Source organism: Buttiauxella agrestis ATCC 33320 (genome assembly GCF_000735355.1).
Classification (GTDB): domain Bacteria; phylum Pseudomonadota; class Gammaproteobacteria; order Enterobacterales; family Enterobacteriaceae; genus Buttiauxella; species Buttiauxella agrestis.
This window is the reverse complement of sequence record NZ_JMPI01000022.1, coordinates 132,898-154,990: the sequence shown is the minus strand read 5'-3', so window position 1 is coordinate 154,990 and position 22,093 is coordinate 132,898. Positions and strand designations below refer to the sequence as shown.

General features: G+C 51.0%; 19 protein-coding genes. 10 read left to right on the top strand and 9 right to left on the bottom strand.

Going from position 1 to position 22,093, the window contains the following annotated elements:
• Positions 1–43 precede the first annotated feature (43 nt).
• The 3 genes from menF to GBAG_RS05480 all read right to left on the bottom strand — a co-directional run bounded on the left by menF (position 44) and on the right by GBAG_RS05480 (position 2,194).
• Positions 44–1,345, bottom strand: a complete 1,302-nt coding sequence (menF, locus tag GBAG_RS05490; RefSeq protein WP_034494059.1) for an isochorismate synthase MenF — start codon at positions 1,343–1,345, stop codon at positions 44–46.
• Between the two features lie 165 nt (positions 1,346–1,510).
• Positions 1,511–1,810, bottom strand: coding sequence for a stress response protein ElaB (gene elaB, locus GBAG_RS05485; RefSeq protein ID WP_034494058.1), 300 nt, complete (start codon positions 1,808–1,810; stop codon positions 1,511–1,513).
• A 177-nt stretch (positions 1,811–1,987) separates the two neighbouring features.
• Complete coding sequence (locus GBAG_RS05480) at positions 1,988–2,194, bottom strand: YbfA family protein (protein ID WP_034494057.1); 207 nt, start codon at positions 2,192–2,194, stop codon at positions 1,988–1,990.
• 307 nt (positions 2,195–2,501) lie between these two features.
• Between GBAG_RS05480 and kdpF the strand changes: the two genes are divergently transcribed.
• The 6 genes from kdpF to kdpE all read left to right on the top strand — a co-directional run bounded on the left by kdpF (position 2,502) and on the right by kdpE (position 10,373).
• Positions 2,502–2,591 (top strand): K(+)-transporting ATPase subunit F, encoded by a 90-nt coding sequence (kdpF, locus tag GBAG_RS22485; protein ID WP_081908377.1) that lies wholly within the window; start codon positions 2,502–2,504, stop codon positions 2,589–2,591.
• Positions 2,591–4,279 (top strand): potassium-transporting ATPase subunit KdpA, encoded by a 1,689-nt coding sequence (kdpA, locus tag GBAG_RS05470; RefSeq protein ID WP_034494056.1) that lies wholly within the window; start codon positions 2,591–2,593, stop codon positions 4,277–4,279. The genes kdpF and kdpA overlap by 1 nt, the downstream gene beginning before the upstream one ends.
• A 13-nt stretch (positions 4,280–4,292) precedes the next feature.
• Entirely contained in the window at positions 4,293–6,341 is a 2,049-nt protein-coding gene (gene kdpB, locus GBAG_RS05465; protein WP_034494055.1) for a potassium-transporting ATPase subunit KdpB, read from the top strand.
• 12 nt (positions 6,342–6,353) lie between these two features.
• Positions 6,354–6,929 (top strand): potassium-transporting ATPase subunit KdpC, encoded by a 576-nt coding sequence (gene kdpC, locus GBAG_RS05460; RefSeq protein WP_034494054.1) that lies wholly within the window; start codon positions 6,354–6,356, stop codon positions 6,927–6,929.
• A gap of 82 nt (positions 6,930–7,011) precedes the next feature.
• A complete protein-coding gene (gene kdpD, locus GBAG_RS05455; protein ID WP_034494053.1) occupies positions 7,012–9,699 on the top strand; it encodes a two-component system sensor histidine kinase KdpD in 2,688 nt (895 codons plus the stop codon).
• Entirely contained in the window at positions 9,696–10,373 is a 678-nt protein-coding gene (gene kdpE, locus GBAG_RS05450) for a two-component system response regulator KdpE (protein WP_034494051.1), read from the top strand. The genes kdpD and kdpE overlap by 4 nt, the downstream gene beginning before the upstream one ends.
• Positions 10,374–10,423: 50 nt before the next feature.
• Here kdpE and pgm read toward each other — a convergent pair whose 3' ends face one another.
• Both pgm and seqA read right to left on the bottom strand, forming a co-directional pair.
• Positions 10,424–12,067: a phosphoglucomutase (alpha-D-glucose-1,6-bisphosphate-dependent) gene (pgm, locus tag GBAG_RS05445; protein WP_034494049.1), complete on the bottom strand. Its 1,644-nt coding sequence runs from the start codon at positions 12,065–12,067 to the stop codon at positions 10,424–10,426.
• A gap of 25 nt (positions 12,068–12,092) precedes the next feature.
• The gene (gene seqA, locus GBAG_RS05440) at positions 12,093–12,641 is read right to left on the bottom strand and encodes a replication initiation negative regulator SeqA (protein WP_034494048.1); all 549 of its coding nucleotides are present in this window, start codon (positions 12,639–12,641) and stop codon (positions 12,093–12,095) included.
• A gap of 184 nt (positions 12,642–12,825) precedes the next feature.
• Between seqA and ybfF the strand changes: the two genes are divergently transcribed.
• From ybfF to fur, 4 genes are all read left to right on the top strand, one after another.
• The gene (gene ybfF / locus GBAG_RS05435; RefSeq protein WP_034494046.1) at positions 12,826–13,602 is read left to right on the top strand and encodes an esterase; all 777 of its coding nucleotides are present in this window, start codon (positions 12,826–12,828) and stop codon (positions 13,600–13,602) included.
• A gap of 135 nt (positions 13,603–13,737) precedes the next feature.
• Positions 13,738–14,019, top strand: coding sequence for a LexA regulated protein (gene ybfE, locus GBAG_RS05430; RefSeq protein ID WP_034494044.1), 282 nt, complete (start codon positions 13,738–13,740; stop codon positions 14,017–14,019).
• A 151-nt stretch (positions 14,020–14,170) separates the two neighbouring features.
• A complete protein-coding gene (fldA, locus tag GBAG_RS05425) occupies positions 14,171–14,701 on the top strand; it encodes a flavodoxin FldA (protein ID WP_034494043.1) in 531 nt (176 codons plus the stop codon).
• Positions 14,702–14,986: 285 nt separating this feature from the next.
• Entirely contained in the window at positions 14,987–15,439 is a 453-nt protein-coding gene (fur, locus tag GBAG_RS05420; RefSeq protein ID WP_034494041.1) for a ferric iron uptake transcriptional regulator, read from the top strand.
• Between the two features lie 88 nt (positions 15,440–15,527).
• Here fur and chiQ read toward each other — a convergent pair whose 3' ends face one another.
• The 4 genes from chiQ to nagE form a co-directional block, all read right to left on the bottom strand.
• Complete coding sequence (chiQ, locus tag GBAG_RS05415; protein WP_034494040.1) at positions 15,528–15,860, bottom strand: ChiQ/YbfN family lipoprotein; 333 nt, start codon at positions 15,858–15,860, stop codon at positions 15,528–15,530.
• Positions 15,861–15,907: 47 nt separating this feature from the next.
• Positions 15,908–17,305 carry a chitoporin ChiP gene (gene chiP / locus GBAG_RS05410; RefSeq protein WP_034494039.1) on the bottom strand — a complete coding sequence of 466 codons (1,398 nt, stop codon included), beginning with the start codon at positions 17,303–17,305 and terminating at the stop codon, positions 15,908–15,910.
• A 472-nt stretch (positions 17,306–17,777) separates the two neighbouring features.
• Positions 17,778–19,445, bottom strand: a complete 1,668-nt coding sequence (glnS, locus tag GBAG_RS05405) for a glutamine--tRNA ligase (RefSeq protein WP_034494038.1) — start codon at positions 19,443–19,445, stop codon at positions 17,778–17,780.
• Positions 19,446–19,747: 302 nt separating this feature from the next.
• Positions 19,748–21,772, bottom strand: a complete 2,025-nt coding sequence (nagE, locus tag GBAG_RS05400; protein ID WP_034494037.1) for an N-acetylglucosamine-specific PTS transporter subunit IIBC — start codon at positions 21,770–21,772, stop codon at positions 19,748–19,750.
• Between the last annotated feature and the right edge of the window lie 321 nt (positions 21,773–22,093).

The following is a 22,093-nucleotide window of genomic DNA, read 5'->3' as shown; positions in this document are numbered from 1 at the left end:
TTATTGTTGAGATGAATATTTTGATGTGGGTCGGTAATAGCATTTAGAACGTTGTTTTCGTCAGTAGTGTTCGTAATCCAGCCGCTTTATTTTCTATTTCCTGCCATTCTTCCGCCGCGTCTGAACCCGCGACAATGCCCGCTCCGGCGTATAATCGCACCATGTTATTGGTGACTTTTGCCGAGCGTAAGGCGACACAGAATTCCGCCTGACGTTGCGATATATACCCGGCGGATCCTGCATACCATTCACGTTCAAACGGTTCGTATTGGGTAATGAATTGATGCGCCACATCCCGAGGCAAACCTGCAACGGCGGCGGTGGGTTGCAACAAAGCCAGGCATTGCGCATCGTCAGGCTTCGCAAGTTCCGTCCAGATGCAGCGACGCAAATGCTGCACCTTTCGCAGCCGCACAATTTGCGGGGGGAGAACATCAATCGCGCCCACGGATTTTTGCAGGCGCTGGCAAATATCTTCCACAACCAGCATGTTTTCACGCTGATTTTTATCGTCTTTTAACAGCCATTGCCCGAGCGACCAGGCGCGATGTTCATCCGGATGGTTAGAGACGGTGCCCGCTAATGCTTCGGTACGTAATGCGCAATCGATTCGCCGCCAAAGCCGCTCCGGGCTTGAGCCGAGGAACGCATGGCTGGCATCAAATACCATCAGAAAATGATAGCAGTTCAGGTTTACCCGCCGACTCGCCGCCATAAAACCCGCCGCAGAAACTGCCGAGGTAAATTGCAAATCGGTGACTCTCGCCAGCACCACTTTATCGAGTTCGTGCTGTTCTATCGCCGTCGTCGCTCGCTCGATAAGCTGATGCCATTCGGGCTGAGTCGGAATGTGTTGTTCGCCCACGCAGTTTAAACGCTGCGAAGGCAGCAGTTTGGCAGGCAACAGTTGTTCGAGGAAGTGTCGCGCCTCACGTGCATCATCTTGTAAGGAAGTTTCACTATACAAATGAAGATAAAGATAAGCACTGCCACCAATGCGTCGCCACTCAAGACGTGGGAGGAATAAACAGCTTGTCGTGGGCGAAAACGCATTTACGCCAGTGATACGAAGTGTGGGCTGGTCAGCATAATCGTTGAGAAATGCGCTGGCAGCATCTAAGGTTTCGAAGTTTCGCAACGCGCCAAGTGCCGCAATTTCATCATCACCATTGCGCTGTTGCCAGTAAAATTGGGGATACAGGCGTTGGCTGGTCAACCACGCGAGAGCATCCGAGGCATCACTCAGACTTATAGCAACGGAAAGTTGTTCTAAGCCCGGCGCATCCGCAAATTCTGCGTTCAATGCAAGCTGTAACTGTTGCAGCGCGACGACAACTGAATTCACGTTTACCTCACCTTCCCTGAAAACCCCTGATTATACGTGGTCATGGCGGCAAAAAAAAATCCCACCCAATGGGTAAGATTTTTCTGCTGGCACTCGACGCAATTATTATACCCAGGTTGCTGCAAAAGCAGCCAACGCCCCTGCAGCTTGAAGGGCGAAGGGTATCTAGCGCCTGGCTAATAAAAGCCCTAGTATCAGGCCTGCCGCCGCCCCCACACCCACTCCTTGCCATGGTTTTTCATGGACATAATCATCAGCGCGATAAACAGCTTTTTTTGCACGATAGTAGTAATTATCAGAAGCACTACTCACCCGCGCTTTGACCTCACTGAGCGCCTGTTCGGCTCGTTCTTTCAACTCAATGTACTTTTGGTCTGCCGGATCACCTGAGGAACGCAGCACTTCTTCTAACGTTTCACTCAGCAAAGTTAAATCATCATCAAGACGAGATTCATACGGTTGCATTACTGTTCTCCGTGTTTAAAAAATGCTCGTCCGCTAACTATAGACAATGCTAATGCTTTTCGCTCATTGATTCATGATTCGCTAAACATGGATGTGTAATGCCGATGCCGAATCCAACTTATCTTCAGCCATAAAAAAACCGCCAACAAGTGGCGGTTTCTTCTCATTTCGGCAAACTCAGTAAAAATCACCGGATGCGGCTTCGGCTTGCGCCATCCAGACTGGTTTTTCACTGGTTTTTGACCATACGCGATGCAGGTAGCTGTAAAAGCGGGAACGATCTTTCCAGAACAGCATCACTGGCAACGCCAGGACACCTGCCAGAACCACGAAAGTGCGACGCAGGAAGACCTGATGCAGTGGATAGTCTTTGTATAAGCTCATAATGCCTCCCTTAAATTGTGACCGGTAGCAAACACCGGGAAAATAGAACTTGTCATCTGGCTAAAATAGTATCGCATTGCCTGAAAGTTTACTACTCCTCCGACCACTTAAAGTCACTTTTTGCCACTAATTTACAATCCCGGCTGTAATTAAGTTACAAAAAGGTTAAATAAATACTAACCATTAGTTAATTAATGGCTTTCGCCATTTTTATACTTTTTTTACACCCTGCCCTGCGACTTTTACGACATCTTTGCACTGAAACTTTCACACTGATTCCAATTCCTTATAACTACCGAGGTGGATTGTGAGTGCAGGTCTGATAGCCGGTGTGGTGCTGGTCTTTATGCTGTTGGGATATTTAATTTATGCCCTGATCAATGCGGAGGCGTTCTGATGGCCGCTTCCGCATTTTTACTGATTGCCAGTTTCCTGTTGGTGCTTTTTGCCCTGGCAAAACCACTGGGTAACGTACTGACGCGCTTCATTAATGGCGAGCCGTTGCCTGTTCTGGGGAAAATGGACTCGCTGCTCATAAAACTACTGGGAGCCGACGCCAGCCAGGAGATGAGTTGGAAGCGGTATCTGGCGGCGATCCTTGCCTTTAACGTTTTTGGTCTGGCGCTGCTGTTCGTCATTTTGCTAACGCAAGGGAGTTTGCCGCTTAACCCGCAGCAATTGCCTGGGCTTTCCTGGCATCTGGCGTTAAACACCGCCGTCAGTTTTGTCTCCAACACTAACTGGCAGTCCTACAGCGGTGAAACCACGCTGAGCTATTTCAGCCAGATGGTCGGTTTGACGGTGCAAAACTTCTTATCCGCGGCCACCGGTATTGCCGTGGTATTTGCGCTGATCCGCGCATTTTCCCGTCAAAGCACTCACACGCTCGGTAACGCCTGGGTCGATTTGACTCGCATCACGCTTTACGTTTTGCTGCCGATTTCACTGCTGATTGCGCTGTTCTTTATCAGCCAGGGCACATTGCAAAACATCGCGGCGTATCAGCCGTTCACCTCACTTGAAGGCGTGCAGCACGTGTTGCCGATGGGCCCGGTCGCTTCGCAAGAGGCTATCAAAATGCTCGGCACCAACGGCGGCGGGTTCTTTAATGCCAACTCTTCGCACCCGTTCGAGAACCCAACCGCCCTGACCAACTTTGTACAGATGCTGGCGATCTTCCTGATCCCCACCGCGCTGTGTTTTGCCTTTGGCGAAGCCGTCAGCGACAAACGCCAGGGACGCGCCATTTTATGGGCGATGGCGGTAATTTTTGTGATTTGCGTAGTGGTGGTGATGTGGGCCGAAACTAGCGGGAATACGCATTTCACGCTGCTCGGCGCGGACAGCAATATCAACATGGAGGGCAAAGAAAGCCGCTTCGGGATATTGGTCAGTAGCCTGTTTTCTGTGATTACCACCGCTGCTTCCTGTGGTGCCGTTAACGCGATGCATGATTCCTTCACGGCACTTGGCGGCATGATCCCAATGTGGCTGATGCAAATTGGCGAAGTAGTGTTCGGCGGCGTTGGCTCCGGTCTGTACGGCATGTTGCTGTTCGTCTTACTGACGGTGTTTATCGCCGGGTTGATGATTGGCCGCACGCCTGAATATCTCGGTAAAAAAATTGATGTTGCCGAGATGAAAATGACCGCCATGGCGATTTTGGTTACGCCTACTTTAGTGCTGCTCGGCACCGCACTTGCGATGATGACGGACGCGGGTCGCGCGGGAATGCTCAACCCCGGCATTCATGGCTTTAGCGAAGTGTTGTATGCCGTCTCTTCTGCGGCCAATAACAACGGCAGCGCGTTTGCCGGTCTAAGCGCCAATACCCCTTTCTGGAACGTGCTGCTGGCGGTGTGCATGTGGTTTGGCCGCTTTGCGGTGATTATCCCGGTGCTGGCTATTGCGGGTTCGCTTGTCACTAAAAAGTCGCAGGCGGCAGGCATCGGCACCTTACCCACCCACGGCCCGCTGTTTATCGGCTTGCTGATTGGCACGGTGCTGTTAGTCGGTGCGCTGACCTTTATTCCCGCCCTCGCTTTAGGCCCGGTTGCGGAACACCTTTCCTTTGTGAATTTGTGATTAAGAGGCTTCCATGAGTCGCAAGCAACAGGCGCTATTTGAACCATCGCTGATTCGTCAGGCGCTGATAGATTCCGTTAAAAAGCTCACACCACAAGTGCAATGGCGCAACCCGGTGATGTTTATTGTTTGGGTGGGGAGCGTGATGACTACCGCTCTGGCGATTGCCATGTTCAGTGGAAAACTTCCCGGCGATGCGCCATTCACCGCCGCCATTAGCGTATGGCTTTGGTTTACGGTGCTGTTCGCAAACTTCGCCGAAGCGCTGGCTGAAGGCCGTAGCAAGGCTCAAGCTAATAGCCTGAAAGGGGTGAAGAAAACCAGTTTTGCTCGTAAGTTACGCGCCCCGCATCATGACGCGCAGATAGACCATGTGCCTGCCGCAGATTTACGCAAAGGCGATATCGTGCTGGTTGAAGCGGGCGATATTATCCCGTGTGATGGCGAGGTGCTGGAAGGCGGCGCATCGGTGGATGAAAGCGCGATTACCGGTGAGTCCGCGCCGGTGATTCGTGAGTCAGGCGGTGACTTTGCCTCCGTGACTGGCGGGACGCGCATTCTTTCCGACTGGCTGGTGATTCAGTGCAGTGTGAACCCTGGTGAAACCTTCCTCGACCGCATGATAGCGATGGTGGAAAGCGCCCAGCGCCGTAAAACGCCGAACGAAATCGCGCTGACGATTTTACTGGTCGCACTCACCATCGTCTTCTTACTGGCAACGGCAACGCTTTGGCCATTCTCGCAATATGGCGGCGTGGCGGTGAGCGTCACGGTGCTGATTGCCCTGCTGGTTTGCCTGATTCCGACCACTATCGGCGGGCTGCTTTCAGCCATTGGCGTGGCGGGTATGAGCCGTATGTTGGGTGCAAACGTGATTGCCACCAGCGGGCGTGCCGTAGAAGCGGCTGGCGACGTAGATGTTTTGCTGCTGGATAAAACCGGCACCATTACGCTTGGCAACCGCCAGGCTTCAGATTTCCTTCCGGCTCCCGGTATTGATGAAAAAACATTGGCCGATGCGGCGCAGCTTTCGTCGCTTGCCGATGAAACACCTGAAGGCCGCAGCATTGTGGTGCTGGCAAAACAGCGCTTTAACCTGCGCGAACGTGATGTACAAAACCTGCATGCCACCTTTGTACCATTCACCGCGCAGACCCGGATGAGCGGCATTGATATTCAGGACCGCATGATTCGCAAAGGTTCTGTCGATGCTATTCGTCGCCACGTTGAGGCCAACGGTGGTCATTTCCCGCCGCAGGTGGATACTCTCGTCGAAGGTGTTGCGCGCACTGGTGGCACGCCGCTGGTTGTCGCGGAAGGTGCCAACGTACTCGGTGTGATTGCCCTGAAAGATATTGTTAAAGGTGGCATTAAAGAGCGCTTTGCGCAGTTACGCCAGATGGGGATTAAAACCGTGATGATTACCGGTGATAACCGTCTGACCGCAGCTGCGATTGCCGCCGAAGCGGGTGTCGATGATTTTCTCGCGGAAGCGACACCGGAAGCCAAACTGGCACTAATTCGCCAGTATCAGGCGGAAGGCCGTTTAGTGGCGATGACCGGCGACGGCACCAACGATGCCCCGGCGCTGGCGCAGGCAGACGTGGCGGTGGCGATGAATTCCGGCACCCAGGCGGCGAAAGAAGCCGGCAACATGGTGGACCTGGACTCCAACCCGACCAAATTGATTGAAGTGGTGCATATCGGCAAACAGATGCTGATGACCCGTGGCTCGCTGACCACATTCAGTATCGCCAACGATGTAGCGAAGTATTTCGCGATCATTCCCGCCGCGTTTGCCGCGACTTACCCGCAGTTGAATGCGCTGAACGTGATGCACCTGCACTCCCCGACTTCGGCGATTTTAAGCGCGGTGATTTTCAACGCCCTGATCATCATCTTTTTGATTCCACTGGCATTACGTGGCGTGAGCTACAAACCGCTAAGTGCCGCTGCCATGTTGCGCCGCAATCTGTGGATTTACGGGCTCGGCGGCTTAATTGTGCCGTTTATTGGCATCAAAGCTATCGACCTGGTGCTGACCGTGTGTGGCCTGGTTTAAGAGGAAAAACAAATGACTATTTTACGTCCCGCTATACTGTTACTGATTTTGCTGACCCTGATTACAGGCGGACTTTACCCGCTTTTGACCACACTTTTAGGCCAGTGGTGGTTCCATGAGCAGGCCAATGGTTCGTTGATTATTCAGGCCAACGAAGTACGCGGCTCCAGGCTGATTGGGCAAAACTTCACCGAGGCTAAGTATTTGCAAGGTCGCCCTTCTGCAACCGCAGAAACACCTTATAATCCAATGGCCTCTGGCGGCAGTAATTTGGCAGGAAGCAATCCAGAATTAGATAAACAAATTACCGAACGTGTCGCGGCATTAAGACAGGCAAATCCGCAAGCCAACCCGGCGGTTCCCGTTGAGCTGGTTACTGCGTCGGCCAGTGGTCTGGACGGGCAAATTTCACCAGAAGCCGCAGCCTGGCAAATTCCTCGTATCGCTAATGCGCGCAATTTGCCCGTTCAACAAGTGGCACGCCTGGTAGCAGAAAATACCACTCACCCGCTGGTTGGTTTTATCGGTAAACCAGTGGTGAATGTGTTGTTGGTTAACCTGGCGCTGGATGCTCTCCAGGCACCATAAGAGAAAACTGCCGGATGACGCTGCTGTACGACCTACCCGGTCGCGAGCAAGCGCCAGCGTCATCCACCAAAAAGGATTTGATATGTCTCAGGAACCGCTGCGCCCTAATCCAGATAAATTGCTGGAGCAGGTCAACCGCCCATCGCGCGGCAAGTTAAAGATTTTCTTCGGCGCGTGTGCAGGCGTAGGGAAAACTTACGCCATGCTTCAGGAAGCGCAGCGGTTGCGAGGACAAGGGCTAAATATCCTGATTGGCGTGGTAGAAACTCACGGCCGCCAGGAAACTGCCGCGCTGCTGAACGGGCTGAATATTCTGCCTGCAAAGCGGATACACCATCGTGGGCGCTGGGTTCAGGAGTTTGATCTCGACGCGGCGCTGGCACGTAACCCGGCGCTGATCCTGATGGACGAATTGGCGCACAGCAATGCGCCCGGTTCGCGCCACCCTAAACGCTGGCAAGATGTGGAAGAGTTGCTCGACGCCGGGATTGATGTGTTTACCACCGTCAACGTTCAGCATCTTGAAAGCCTGAACGATATTGTTGGTGGCGTGACGGGAATTCAGGTGCGCGAAACGGTACCCGACCCGATTTTTGACGCCGCCGATGAAATCGTGCTGGTCGATTTGCCGCCTGATGATTTACGCCAGCGCCTGCACGAAGGGAAAGTGTATATTTCAGGCCAGGCCGAACGCGCCATCGAGCACTTCTTCCGTAAGGGGAATTTGATTGCCTTACGCGAACTGGCCCTGCGCCGCACCGCCGACCGCGTTGATGATCAAATGCGTGCCTGGCGTGATAACCAGGGCGAGGAAAAAGTCTGGCACACGCGAGATGCCATTTTGCTGTGTATCGGCCACAGTTCCGGCAATGAAAAACTGGTGCGCACCGCCGCGCGCCTGGCGGCAAAACTAGGCAGCGTCTGGCACGCCGTTTACGTCGAAACCCCGCAGCTTCATCGGTTACCTGAACATCAACGTCGCGCTATTTTGGCCTCGCTTCGCCTCGCTCAAGAGTTGGGGGCTGAAACCACCACGCTTGCCGATCCGGCAGAAGATAAAGCGATTTTGCGTTACGCGCGCGAGCATAATCTCGGCAAGATTATTATCGGTAGACGCACTACTCGACGCTTCTGGAGCCGGGAATCCTTTGCCGATCGTTTAGCCCGCCGTGCGCCAGACCTTGATCTGGTGATTGTCGCCCTTGACGATAAACCCTCTGCCGTCTCTCCTTCCGCCCAGGACACTCGCAGCTTTAGCGAAAAATGGCGTGCGCAATTGCGCGGCTGTGGCGTCGCCGTCGCCCTTTGCGCGGTAACGACGTTTATCGCGAATCAATGGCTGATGGGTTTCGATGCCGCTAACCTGGTGATGCTTTATTTGCTGGGTGTGGTGATTGTGGCGCTGTTTTATGGTCGCTGGCCTTCGGTTCTTGCCACCGTCATTAGCGTACTGAGTTTCGATTTATTCTTTATTGCTCCTCACGGCACACTAGCGGTTTCTGATATCCAGTACCTGTTAACGTTCGCCGTTATGCTGACCGTTGGCTTGGTTATCGGGAATCTCACGGCGGGCGTGCGCTATCAGGCGCGCATCGCTCGTTATCGCGAGCAGCGCACACGCCATCTTTATGAGATGTCTAAAGCCCTCGCCGCAGAACGTACGCCGCAAGATATAGCCGCGACCAGCGAGCTGTTTATCAAAAATAGTTTTCACGCCCGCGCCCAACTATTACTGCCGGATGAGAACGGCGTGTTAGTGCGTGCTAATGGGCAGAGTGAACCGCAAAACTGGGACGAAGCCATTGCCCGCTGGAGCTTTGATAAAGGCCAGCCCGCAGGTGCTGGGACCGATACTTTACCCGGCGTGCCGTATCAAATTCTGCCGCTGAAAACGCCGGAAAAAACACTCGGCTTGCTTATCGTCGAACCCAATAATTTACGCCAGTTGATGATTCCTGAGCAGCAGCGGCTGCTGGAAACTTTCACCCTGCTGACGGCGACGGCGCTGGAAAGATTTTTGCTGACCGCAAGTGAAGAACAAGCCCGGCTTTCGAGCGAACGCGAGCAAATTCGTAACTCGCTGCTCGCCGCCCTTTCGCACGATTTGCGTACACCTCTGACAGTGTTGTTTGGGCAGGCGGAAATTCTGACTCTGGATCTGGCATCTGAAGGCTCTAAACATGCACCGCAAGCCAACGATATTCGCCAGCATGTGCTCAATACCACGCGCCTGGTCAACAATTTGCTGGATATGGCGCGGATTCAGTCCGGTGGATTTAATCTGCGCAAAGAGTGGTTAACGCTGGAAGAGGTGGTCGGCAGCGCGTTAAAAATGCTGGAGCCTGGACTGGGCGGGCGACATATTGATTTGGACTTGCCTGAACCTCTGCTATTGATTCATGTTGATGGCCCGCTCTTTGAACGGGTGCTGATAAACCTGCTTGAGAATGCGGCAAAATACGCAGGCTACCAGGCCAAAATTGGCATTCGCGCGCAAGCTCTGGCTGATAAGCTGGACGTTGAAGTCTGGGACAGCGGGCCAGGTATTCCTGTTGGCCAGGAACAAAAGATTTTTGATAAATTCTCCAGGGGTAACAAAGAGTCGGCAATCCCAGGCGTAGGTTTAGGGCTGGCAATTTGCCAGGCGATTGTTGAAGTCCACGACGGAAAAATTATTGCGGCTAATCGGGTGGAAGGCGGAGCCAGTTTTCATGTTATTTTACCCCTTCCCCCGCCGCCCGAACTTGCTGAGATGAATGAGACGCTGTGATATCCGTTCTGATAGTTGAAGACGAAAAAGAGATTCGCCGTTTCTTGCGTACCGCGCTGGAGGCCGAGTCGTTACGCGTCCACGAAGCCGAGACGCTGCAACGCGGCTTGCTTGAAGCCGCCACTCGCAAACCGGATTTGGTGATTCTCGACCTCGGTTTACCCGATGGCGACGGCATTGATTTTATCCGTGATTTCCGCCAGTGGAGCCAGACGCCGATTGTGGTGCTTTCCGCGCGTAGCGATGAGCAAGTGAAGATTGACGCGCTGGATGCCGGAGCTGATGACTATCTCAGCAAACCGTTTGGGATTGGCGAACTGCAAGCGCGACTGCGTGTCGTCTTACGTCGCCATGCAAGCCTTGCGCAGCCCGATCCGGTTTATCAGTTTTCAAATATCAGCGTTGATCTCGCCAACCGTCGCATTACCCGCGATGGCACCGAAATCCACCTCACACCTATTGAATTTCGCCTGCTTGCTACCCTGCTCAATAACCATGGAAAAGTGCTGACACAGCGCCAGCTGCTCAACCAGGTTTGGGGGCCAAATGCCGTGGAACACAGTCACTATTTGCGCATTTATATGGGACATTTGCGCCAGAAGCTGGAAAGCGATCCGGCGCGCCCGGCGCATTTGTTGACGGAAACGGGGATTGGTTATCGGTTTATGTTGTAGATTCTACAAACAAAAAAGGCGCCTTTCGGCGCCTTTTTCAGTTCTACGAATTACTTCGCGTTTTTCAGCACTTCACTGACAATCTCTACCGCTTCTTTCTCAATTTGCAGGCGGTGTTCCGCGCCTAAGAAACTTTCGCAATAGATTTTGTAGGCATCTTCAGTACCAGACGGACGGGCTGCAAACCAGCCGTTGTCGGTCATCACTTTCAAACCGCCAATGGATGCGCCGTTACCCGGAGCTGCCGTTAAGCGTGCGGTAATCGGGTCGCCTGCCAGGGTGCTGGCGCTCACCATTTCTGGGGAGAGTTTAGACAACGCCGCTTTCTGCGCAGAAGTGGCAGAAGCTTGCAGACGGTTGTAGCTAGGCGCGCCGAAACGGGCTGCCAGTTCGTCATAATGCTGCTGCGGATTTTTGCCGGTAACGGCAGTGATTTCGGCCGCCAGCAAGCACATGATGATGCCGTCTTTGTCGGTAGACCACGGAGTGCCGTCGAAACGCAGGAATGATGCCCCGGCGCTCTCTTCGCCGCCAAAACCGAAGCTGCCATCAAACAAACCATCAACAAACCATTTGAAACCAACCGGTACTTCTACCAGTTTACGGCCTAAATCGTTGACCACGCGGTCAATCATTGCTGAAGAAACCAGCGTTTTACCGACTGCAACGTCTTTGCCCCACTGTGGGCGATGCTGGAACAGGTAGTTAATCGCAACTGCAAGATAATGGTTCGGATTCATCAGACCAGCAGGCGTGACGATACCGTGGCGGTCGTAATCCGGGTCGTTAGCAAATGCCAGATCGAATTTGTCACGCAGCGCCAGCAAACCCGCCATTGCGCATTCGGAGGAGCAATCCATGCGGATAGCGCCATCTTTATCCAGATGCATAAAGCGGAAGGTTTGATCGACATGATCGTTAACAATCGTCAGATCCAGATTGTAGTGTTTCGCGATGCGCTGCCAGTATTCGATACCGGAGCCGCCGAGCGGATCAACACCCAATTTCAGACCCGATTTCTGGATGGCGGCCATATCAACGATGTCCACCAGCCCTTCAATAAACGGCTGCACCAGATCTTGTTCTTGTACGTGACCGCTTGCCCAGGCTTTATCCAGAGAGATACGTTTTACATCTTTCAGACCCGCGGCCAACAATGCGTTGGCGCGATCTTCAACCACTTTGGTGACATTGGTATCAGCCGGACCACCATTTGGCGGATTGTATTTGATACCACCATCTTCCGGCGGGTTGTGCGAAGGCGTGATGACAATACCATCGGCCAGTGCGCCACCGTTTTTGTTATGCGTCAGAATAGCGTGCGAGATGGCAGGCGTTGGCGTGTAGCCATTTGCCTGTTGCACAATGACATCCACACCGTTTGCAGCCAACACTTCGAGCACGGAGATAAACGCAGGTTCAGATAACGCGTGGGTATCTTTGCCAACGTAGCACGGCCCGGTAATGCCATTTTTTGCACGATCTTCAGCAATCGCCTGAGCAATCGCCAGAATGTGAGGTTCATTGAAACTATGACGTGCCGCACTACCACGGTGGCCGGAAGTTCCGAACTTCACCGCGTGTTCGCTATTCCCCACTTCAGGCTTCAGCACGTAATACTGGGCCGTCAGTTGGGCTACGTTAATCAAATCGCTCTGTTGTGCCGGTTGTCCTGCACGAGGGTGGTTAGCCATTGGCCTTTCCTTCTGACGCGAGGTGTTAAATTGTGCCGCAAACCTTTTCAATCAATTCCGCCGGGAATTGCATTGATTGCATGATGTGTTCGATCATGCTGCATTTACGGCCTGTATTGGTATTGGTGATAACCCAGTATGGCGTACCTGGGACATGCTTAGGTTTGGTCTGGTTGCCGTTTTGCAGCAGCGTTTGCTCGTTGCCTGCAAAGTAGACACGAGTGCGACCGTGCAGCGACTCGGTCGCTTCACCAAAAGCATGAGCATCTAAGGTATACAGAGTCGAAAGCACCATCATGAAACGGTTAACGGCTTTCTTTTGCTCCGCATATTCATCAGACAGCAGCAATTCACGCACCGCACGAACACGATCGCGTGCTTTGTTTACGGGTTTGGCTTCCGGGGCAGGTGCAGCAGTTGCCGCCGTCTGGCCGGTAGATGCAGGTGTAGCAGGAGTTTGACCGGCGGTAAATTTCAACATGCGCCGTAAAATATCGGACGCGCTTTCACCAATGTGCTGCGTGTGGCTGGCAATGTAGCGATAGAGCTCGTCATCAACTTCAATTGTTTTCATCTTAATCCAGTGCGATATCTTTTCTGAATACAAGTTGTTGGGATTATAAGGACAAATCCCAACCTCGGGTAGCGCCAAGCTTTTGTCACCCCACAAAGTCAGACTAAACTGGAAATTTGCGGCAGTGCGGCAGAATGCCGTTATGATACCCTAACCTCACGAAGTAAAAAAAAAGAACTTTGCCATGAAATTGAATGCTCGCCTGCAAACTGCGCAACAATTGACTAGTAATTCTCCCATCGTCCTTATTCACGGTCTTTTTGGTAGCCTTGATAACCTCGGCGTGCTGGCCCGTGACCTTGGGCAGGATCATTCGTTACTGCAGATTGATCTGCGCAATCATGGGTTATCGCCGCGTAGCGAAGAAATGAACTACTCTGCGATGGCGCAGGATGTGGTTGAAACGCTTGATGAATATGGCATTAAGAAAGCCATTATTATCGGCCATTCTATGGGCGGGAAAGTGGCAATGGCGTTAACCGCCATCGCCCCGGAACGTGTTGATAAATTAGTGCTGATTGATATCGCCCCGGTGGATTATCAAGTGCGTCGCCACGATGAGATTTTTGCAGCGATTAATGCAGTTACCGAGGCAGACGTTAAAACTCGCCAGCAAGCCGCCGTCATTATGCGCGAGCATCTTGATGAAGAGGGCGTGATTCAGTTTTTGCTGAAATCCTTTGCCGATGGCGAATGGAAATTCAATGTGCCGGTGCTGTGGGAGCAATATGAGAATATTGTCGGATGGAAAAACATCCCTGCCTGGAACGAACCGGCGCTGTTTATTCGCGGGGGTGCATCTCCTTATGTTGACGAATCTCACCGCGAACAGCTGCTTTCGCAGTTCCCACAGGCCCGTGCGCATGTGGTTGCCGGTGCTGGTCATTGGGTTCACGCCGAAAAACCTGATGCTGTTTTGCGCGCAATTCATCGTTATATTGATGAATCCGCTGCAAACTGATTAAAAACAAACCGACTGGCCGCAAGTTGCGGCTAACGCGTTGGCGCGCAAGCCATGCTGATGTATGATTGCGCGCTAAATTGCGCCAGAGCACCCCGCTCAGTGCCACCTGAATTCCCTGTCAGTAGTCTAATCATGGCAAAAGAACAAACGGACCGTACTACATTAGATCTGTTCGCGGACGAGCGTCGCCCGGGGCGACCAAAAACAAATCCGCTAACGCGTGATGAGCAATTGCGTATCAACAAACGCAATCAACTCAAGCGCGATAAAGTACGCGGCCTGAAGCGAGTGGAGCTAAAGCTCAATAACGATGCGGTAGATGCTCTCAACCAACTGGCTGAAGCGCGCAATATCAGCCGTAGTGAGCTGATTGAAGAGATACTACTCGCACAACTGAAGCAGCATCTCAGTTAGTTTTAGTTCTATGTCCTGGTATGCAATGTTGCAGTCTGTGCACACCGGGGCGATAGCAGTTTCCGCACCACGAAGTGTTCTGCTATGATTGCCCTATCTGTGGCCAAATAGCAGCCACCATACCATTAAGTATCAAGAGGTTATTTTACTCATGGCAATCGTAGGCATTTTTTTCGGCAGCGACACTGGTAACACCGAAAATATCGCGAAAATGATTCAAAAACAGCTCGGTAAAGAAGTTGCTGAGGTGCATGACATTGCTAAGAGCAGCAAAGAAGACCTGGAAGGCTTCGATATTCTGCTTCTCGGCATCCCAACGTGGTATTACGGTGAAGCACAATGCGACTGGGATGATTTCTTCCCGACGCTGGAAGAAGTTGATTTCAATGGCAAACTGGTTGCTCTGTTCGGCTGTGGCGACCAGGAAGATTACGCAGAATACTTCTGTGACGCGTTAGGCACTATCCGCGACATCATTGAGCCACGCGGCGCAGCTATCGTCGGTCACTGGCCAACTGCGGGCTACCATTTCGAAGCCTCTAAAGGCCTGGCTGACGACGATCACTTTGTCGGTCTGGCTATCGATGAAGATCGTCAACCAGAACTGACGGCTGAACGCGTTCAGAAATGGGTCAAGCAAGTTTCTGACGAGCTGAACCTGGCTGATATCATCAACGCCTGATTCTGGATGTGACGCAGCTTTAAACGGGTTGCGTCACATTGATAGATATTATCGATTAAAATAATTGCTACAAATTTTTAACTTTTCAGTTTGTCCCTGTACAATGACCTCCTGATCAAAAAGCTAGCAAGGCAAACAAATCGCGACTCAGCCGCCATTTTTTAGCTTGATTATGCATAATACTTGCGGTTCCCATTTAGAAGTGGCAGTTCTATAATGAGACGCATTCATCTTAACGCTCACCCTGAGTCCGAGCGAATCGTTAAGCAACAGGACAATTTCCGCATGACTGACAATAATACCGCATTAAAGAAAGCCGGCTTGAAAGTCACGCTTCCGCGATTAAAAATCCTTGAAGTGTTGCAGGGGCCGGTGAACCACCACGTCAGTGCGGAAGACCTCTATAAACGTCTGATTGATATGGGTGAAGAGATTGGTCTCGCCACCGTTTATCGTGTACTCAACCAGTTTGATGATGCAGGCATTGTAACTCGTCATAATTTCGAAGGCGGCAAATCCGTATTCGAACTGACGCAGCAGCATCACCATGACCATCTGATCTGTCTGGATTGCGGCAAGGTTATTGAATTCAGTGATGATTCTATCGAAGCCCGCCAGCGCGAAATCGCAACACGTCATGGCATTCGTCTGACTAACCACAGCCTGTACCTTTACGGTCACTGCGCTGAAGGTGATTGCCGTACTGATGAAAACGCACACGAAATCAGCGAAAGGTAATCCGTATATTCTGGCTTCTGATTCAGGAGCCATGCATAAAAAACCGGTGAGGACACTCACCGGTTTTTTTATGGCTTACGCACTACCATTATTTGTTGTTAGCGCGAATCTCTTGCCAGATTTTATCGCATTTAGCTTTTACCGCCTGATCATTACCCGTGCGGGTCGCCTGAATACAGTTCTGGTAATCCAGGGTACGAACCGTTTCTTTCTTCGCGAAATCCTGATGCTCTTTTTCCTGAGCCAGTACATTCAACACGCTTTGGCAGGCCTGAATTTTATCCGGATTACCTTCTGCGGTGTTAATACAGGCGCTATACGCTTGTTTTAGTTTCGTATCTTCCGGAGCCGTTTTAGGTTGTTGCTGCGCACACGCACTCAAACCTAACGCCATCACCACTGTCAGAACGATTTTTTTCATGCTTGATATCCTTAAGAAAACCGGGCGTTTTCACGCCCGGATTCGAATCAGAAGATGGTGAACGGTGCGATAACAATGAATTTCACGTCACGCTCATCCTGGAAGATGTTGCCGTAACCACCGCCCCAGCTTGGGATGTCGGAATGGTTGTCGTACTGAGTGAAGTGCAGTTTGAACAGAGTGCCTTTCGCACGGCCATCCTGAACGGTATACAACGCATCAAGGCTGTACGCAGATTCTTTCAGGCGGTTATCCGCATCGTAGTAACCGTCTGTGGTTGGTTTGGAGCTTGGTTTAGCATCCCATGCGTAAACATAAGAGGCGCCCACCGCCCAACCCGCAAGATTCCAGTTGCTCAGGTCATACATCGCGCCTGCAAATACCGCTTTTTCACCGTTGGCGTTGAAGTCAGAGCGGTTATCCCACCACACATCAAGACGACCGTTGGAAGAGGCGTAGGTTGGCGTCATACGCTGTAGGAAGTAGCCCTGTTGGCCATCAGCCTTAACCATGGTTCCTTCAAGGCGCAAATCAACCTGGCCGACTCTGTATCCGAGAGTCAATGCCTGCAACCATGCGGTGCCGTCGTACAGATCGTTCACACTACCGTCAGAAACTTTGTCACGCGTGCCGTAGAACTGGTAGCTGGTGGTTAACGGGCTGCCCGCGATATCAAATTTGTAGCTCGCCTTAGTGAAATACTGATCAACATAACCTTCAGCCTGGCCAAATGCGGCCTCAAGAATCAGGTTATTTTTGAAGTCATATTTCGCGCCAAGTGAATGTAAGTATTCAACTTTGGTGTTCTTATCGTTCTGATAGAACTTGTCCATTTCCAGGTGCCACGGAGCTTTATACTCGTTGGTCCACATGTAGGAGAAGCTCAACGCACCAGAATCGCCATAGTCAAAGTTTGCACCAGCTTCTGCGCCCTGGTAAGTGCCTGGCATGAAGCTCCAGTGTGGTGCTAACAGAGTTTGACCGGTTGGCTGAATGTAACCACCACGCGCCCATACCGGGCCGTATTTGAATTTAGCCGCTGCTTTATAGAGGCTGATGCCGCTCTTATCGCCGGAATAATCTTCGTCATAAGCTTTGTTAGAAGAGGAGAATGCGATTTCGTTTGGGTGACCGCTGTTAGCGTTTTCTGCCATTTCGATAGCAGTAAAGGCCGCAACGTCCAGACCAAACATGTCTGCGGCATAACCTGACTGGAAGTCCAGGTTTGCGTTCCATGTGGAGTGCGCAAGGTTAGTTTCGTATTTACCCGTTGTGACGTCTTTACGGTCACGCTCACGCTGCCAGTAATAAACGCCGCCGGTCAGCGTTGAATCATCAATAAAACCTGCTGCCGTTGCCTGAGGGATGACCACTAATCCTGAAAGAGCCGTAACACCTGCGATTGCAAGCGCCAGCGCACTACGTTTGCCACTAAACGTACGCATAGAAAATTCCTCTTTGACGAATAAATAATCGCTGGACGTTAAAAGACGTCATGTAGCGAAAAAAGTAAAAATGCCTAACGGCTAAAGCGGTTATGAATATTTGCCCGCATTACTGCTTCCTTAAGACTATTTTTCGCGACGCGAATTATCAACGACTTTGTAAGAGTTCATTCCGATATTATGACAGAGAGCACATAATTTATGAGTATTTGTAACAAATGACGACTCAAGAGTTTTATCTGGATAATTGAAATTATTAACATACAAAACTCTACATGAGAGCGCTCACATAATTAAACAAAGAATTATTAATGTTCCGATATTGACCGTGAAAAATTTGCAGTGAGGAGTGTAAATAACATTAATTCGCAACGCGAATGTGAAGAAATGTTTAACCAGATGATTCTAAAGCGAAAAAAAAACGCCGCGATTTGCGGCGTTTTTGTCATACATTGACCATGTAACCTTAGGGTTATTCTCCCATTTTGGCCCAGGTATCACGCAGCCCGACGGTACGGTTAAACACCAGTTTTTCAGCTGTTGTATAACGGCTATCCAGGCAGAAATAACCTTCGCGCTCGAACTGATACGCTTTGCTGATTTCGGCATTTTTCAGGCTTGGCTCGACAAAACCTTGCTTGATGACCAGAGATTCCGGGTTAATTGTGGCCAAGAAATCTTCAGCAGCCCCAGGGTTCGCCACGCTGAACAAACGGTCGTAAAGACGGATTTCAACCGGCAATGCATGTTCAGCACTGACCCAATGAATTACACCTTTCACTTTACGTCCATCAGCAGGGTCTTTGCTTAATGTGTCCGGATCGTAGGAGCAATGCAGCACGGTGATGTTCCCTGCTTCATCTTTCTCAACACGATCGGCTTTAATCACATATGCATTACGCAGACGAACTTCTTTGCCCAGCACCAGACGCTTGTACTGTTTGTTGGCTTCTTCACGGAAGTCAGCGCGGTCGATGTAGATTTCACGGCTAAACGGCACCTGACGGCTACCCATCTCTGGTTTGTTAGGATGGTTAGGCATCGTGACCATTTCAACTTCGCCCTGCGGGAAGTTTTCAATGATAACTTTTACCGGATCCAGAACCGCCATCGCACGCGGCGCGTTCTCGTTCAGGTCGTCACGGATACAAGATTCCAGGGCAGCCATTTCAACGGTGTTGTCTTGCTTGGTCACACCAATGCGCTTACAGAATTCACGAATAGAAGCGGCAGTGTAACCACGACGACGCAGACCAGAGATGGTCGGCATACGTGGGTCATCCCAACCCTCTACAACCTTCTCAGTCACCAGCAGGTTCAGCTTGCGCTTGGACATGATGGAGTATTCGAGATTCAGGCGTGAGAACTCGTACTGACGCGGGTGCGCAGGAATAGTGATGTTATCCAGCACCCAGTCGTACAGGCGACGGTTGTCCTGGAATTCCAGCGTACACAGGGAGTGCGTAATGCCTTCCAGCGCATCGGAAATGCAGTGGGTGAAGTCGTACATCGGGTAGATGCACCACTTGCTGCCGGTCTGGTGGTGGTCGGCAAACTTGATACGGTAAATAACCGGATCGCGCATGACGATAAACGGCGAAGCCATGTCGATTTTCGCACGCAGGCACGCAGTCCCTTCAGCAAACTCACCGTTACGCATTTTCTCAAACAGCGCGAGGTTTTCTTCAACGGTGCGGTCGCGATATGGGCTGTTTTTGCCAGGAGAGGTCAATGAGCCGCGATATTCACGGATTTGTTCCGGAGTCAGTTCATCGACATACGCCAGACCTTTATTGATAAGCTCAACCGCGTAGTTAAACAGCTGGTCGAAATAATCAGAGGAATAACGGATGTTGCCGGACCACTGGAAACCGAGCCATTCAACATCGTGCTTAATGGAATCAACGTATTCGATGTCTTCTTTTACCGGGTTGGTGTCATCGAAACGCAGGTTGCACTGGCCTTGATAATCTTGCGCGATACCAAAATTCAGGCAGATGGATTTTGCATGGCCGATGTGCAGATAGCCGTTTGGCTCTGGCGGGAAACGGGTGCAAATGCTGGTGTGCTTACCATTGGCCAAATCTTCATCAATAATCTGGCGAATAAAGTTAGTTGGGCGGGCTTCGGCCTCACTCATCGCGGGTTCCTCTGTGCAAAAACTTTAGTTATCCGCCCATGATCTTATAAGCAAGCGTCGGAAACAACCTTTTGTTGAATAAATAAGGGGATTGGGAAGGGTCGGCGGAAGCCATAAAAAAGCGGCTGGAGAAAAGACTCCCCAGCCGCTAAAGGCACAATCTTACCCTTCATACTTCAAGTTGCATCTTTGTTGGTTATGTTCACTCACCCGAATCACTTAGTACACTAAGCTCATCGGGACTCGTTCTCTTGCCGCCGCGATGCAACTCGCATTATTTTGGGTACATAACTCAGGAGCGATTATTTGCCTTTAATTTCATACAGAGGCGTTTGGCCTGCAACGACGGAACCTTGCGCCTGGATAACCAGACCGCTGTAGTCGTCGATATTGCTGCAAACAACTGGGCTAATCATGGAGCGAGCATTGGCGTTCAGGAAATCAAGATCCATTTCCAGAATCGGCTGGCCAGCAACCACTTCAGCACCCTCTTCTACCAGGCGAGTAAAGCCTTGTCCGTTCAGCGCGACGGTATCAATGCCCATATGGACAACGATCTCAGCACCCTTTTCGGTTTCCAGACAGAACGCATGGTTGGTATTAAAGATTTTTACGATAGTACCGGCAGCTGGCGCGACAACTGTTTTCTCAGTTGGCTTAACAGCAACACCATCACCTACCGCTTTGCTGGCGAAAGCTTCATCAGGAACCTGCTCCAGCGCTACCACATCACCCGTTACTGGTGAAACCAGTGCCGCGATAGTGACAGCGTTTGGAACTGCCTGTGGTTTTGCAGCAGCGACTGGCGCAGCGGTCGCTGAAGCGGCAGCCGGAGCAGCAGCAACATCGCCTACTGTTTTCATTGCGTTAGCAATTTTCTCAGCCACAAAGCCGACGATGATTTGCACGCTGGTTTTGTTCAGACGGATAACACCGGTGGCACCCAGGCGTTTAGCCAGAGATTCGTTCACCAGTGAAGAGTCTTTCACGTTCAGGCGCAGACGAGTGATACACGCGTCGATACCTGTCAGGTTTGCAGAACCACCTACAGCCGCAATGTACTGACGAGCCAGCTCTGAAACATCCTGATTGGTGTTGGTGCTGACATTCACGTCCTGACCATCAGCTTCATCACCTGCAACAGCCAGTTCACGACCTGGAGTCAACAGATTGAATTTGTTGATAGTAAAGCGGAACACAACGTAGTAAATCACGAAGAACACAAGGCCTTGCGGAATCAGCATGTACCAGTGAGTTGCCAGTGGGTTACGGGAAGAAAGCACCATATCCACCAGACCCGCACTGAAGCCGAAACCTGCAATCCAATGCATGCTTGCTGCGATGAATACGGAAATACCGGTCAGCACTGCGTGAATCAGATACAGAACTGGAGCCACGAACATGAAGGAGAATTCCAACGGTTCAGTGATACCAGTAAAGAAGGCAGCAAACGCACCTGCCATCATGATACCCAATACTTTGGCTTTATTTTCAGGACGTGCGCAGTGGTAAATTGCCAGCGCAGCACCTGGAAGACCGAACATCATGATTGGGAAGAAACCAGCCTGGTAACGACCAGTAATACCAACAATACCCGTACCTTCAGCGATAGATTTAGCACCGCCAAGGAACTTAGGAATGTCGTTGATACCGGCAACATCGAACCAGAACACGGAGTTCAGGGCGTGGTGCAGACCAACTGGAATCAGTAAACGGTTAAAGAACGCATACACACCTGCGCCGATAGAACCCATTTTCTGGATGTGCTCACCGAAGTTCACCAGGCCACTAAACACGACCGGCCAGATAAACATCATGATGAAGGCAACCGCGATCATCACAAAGGAAGTGATGATCGGCACCAGGCGACGTCCGCTGAAGAAGGACAATGCTTTCGGCAGCTCAACGCTGCTAAAGCGGTTGTACAACTCGGCGGAAATAATCCCGACCAGAATACCGACAAATTGGTTTTGGATTTTAGAGAACGCAAACGGCACCTGATCTAACGGAATATGTTTGATCATGGAAACAGCGGCTGGAGAGCAGAGCGTTGTCAAAACCAGGAAACCGACAAAGCCGGTTAGTGCAGCAGCACCATCTTTATCTTTAGACATACCGTAAGCCACACCAATGGCAAACAGCACACCCATGTTATCAATAATTGCAGCACCAGATTTGATGAACAACGCAGCTAATGCGCTATCACCACCCCAGCTAACCGGGTCAATCCAGTAACCAACACCCATTAATATGGCTGCGGCTGGTAGCGTGGCTACCGGCACCATCAGCGCACGGCCAACCTTTTGCATATAACCTAGAATACTCACGTCAATTCCCCCTATGAGACCCCGTTAAGGCTCGTTCAAAGCAGTTTTATTATTGTTTAACAAACCTTGAAAGCATGGCGAAGATTCACCAACCTTCTGAGTGTGTGAAAAATTAATTCGTATCGCAAATTAAACACCCTTTTTTTGTGATTAAAATCACCAAATATTGTTATTGCACTCCCCTTTGGCTAGCTATCGACTAAAACTTATTTTATCATCCGAAAAATCAAGGCAGATTGATCCCGTCATCGCAGGTTTGAAACTGAGTTACCCTTTAAGGGTTCGGGCAATCAATTTGGCTAATATCGTTTTTATTAACTT

Bases quoted from the DNA above. Each gene is read 5' to 3' on its own strand.
- glnS (WP_034494038.1), bottom strand. From the start codon at position 19,445: ATGAGTGAGGCCGAAGCCCGCCCAACTAACTTTATTCGCCAGATTATT.
- GBAG_RS05480 (WP_034494057.1), bottom strand. From the start codon at position 2,194: ATGAGCTTATACAAAGACTATCCACTGCATCAGGTCTTCCTGCGTCGC.
- chiP (WP_034494039.1), bottom strand. From the start codon at position 17,305: ATGCGTACGTTTAGTGGCAAACGTAGTGCGCTGGCGCTTGCAATCGCA.
- elaB (WP_034494058.1), bottom strand. From the start codon at position 1,810: ATGCAACCGTATGAATCTCGTCTTGATGATGATTTAACTTTGCTGAGT.
- kdpC (WP_034494054.1), top strand. From the start codon at position 6,354: ATGACTATTTTACGTCCCGCTATACTGTTACTGATTTTGCTGACCCTG.
- chiQ (WP_034494040.1), bottom strand. From the start codon at position 15,860: ATGAAAAAAATCGTTCTGACAGTGGTGATGGCGTTAGGTTTGAGTGCG.
- seqA (WP_034494048.1), bottom strand. From the start codon at position 12,641: ATGAAAACAATTGAAGTTGATGACGAGCTCTATCGCTACATTGCCAGC.
- kdpB (WP_034494055.1), top strand. From the start codon at position 4,293: ATGAGTCGCAAGCAACAGGCGCTATTTGAACCATCGCTGATTCGTCAG.
- ybfF (WP_034494046.1), top strand. From the start codon at position 12,826: ATGAAATTGAATGCTCGCCTGCAAACTGCGCAACAATTGACTAGTAAT.
- kdpA (WP_034494056.1), top strand. From the start codon at position 2,591: ATGGCCGCTTCCGCATTTTTACTGATTGCCAGTTTCCTGTTGGTGCTT.
- pgm (WP_034494049.1), bottom strand. From the start codon at position 12,067: ATGGCTAACCACCCTCGTGCAGGACAACCGGCACAACAGAGCGATTTG.
- fur (WP_034494041.1), top strand. From the start codon at position 14,987: ATGACTGACAATAATACCGCATTAAAGAAAGCCGGCTTGAAAGTCACG.
- fldA (WP_034494043.1), top strand. From the start codon at position 14,171: ATGGCAATCGTAGGCATTTTTTTCGGCAGCGACACTGGTAACACCGAA.
- ybfE (WP_034494044.1), top strand. From the start codon at position 13,738: ATGGCAAAAGAACAAACGGACCGTACTACATTAGATCTGTTCGCGGAC.
- kdpD (WP_034494053.1), top strand. From the start codon at position 7,012: ATGTCTCAGGAACCGCTGCGCCCTAATCCAGATAAATTGCTGGAGCAG.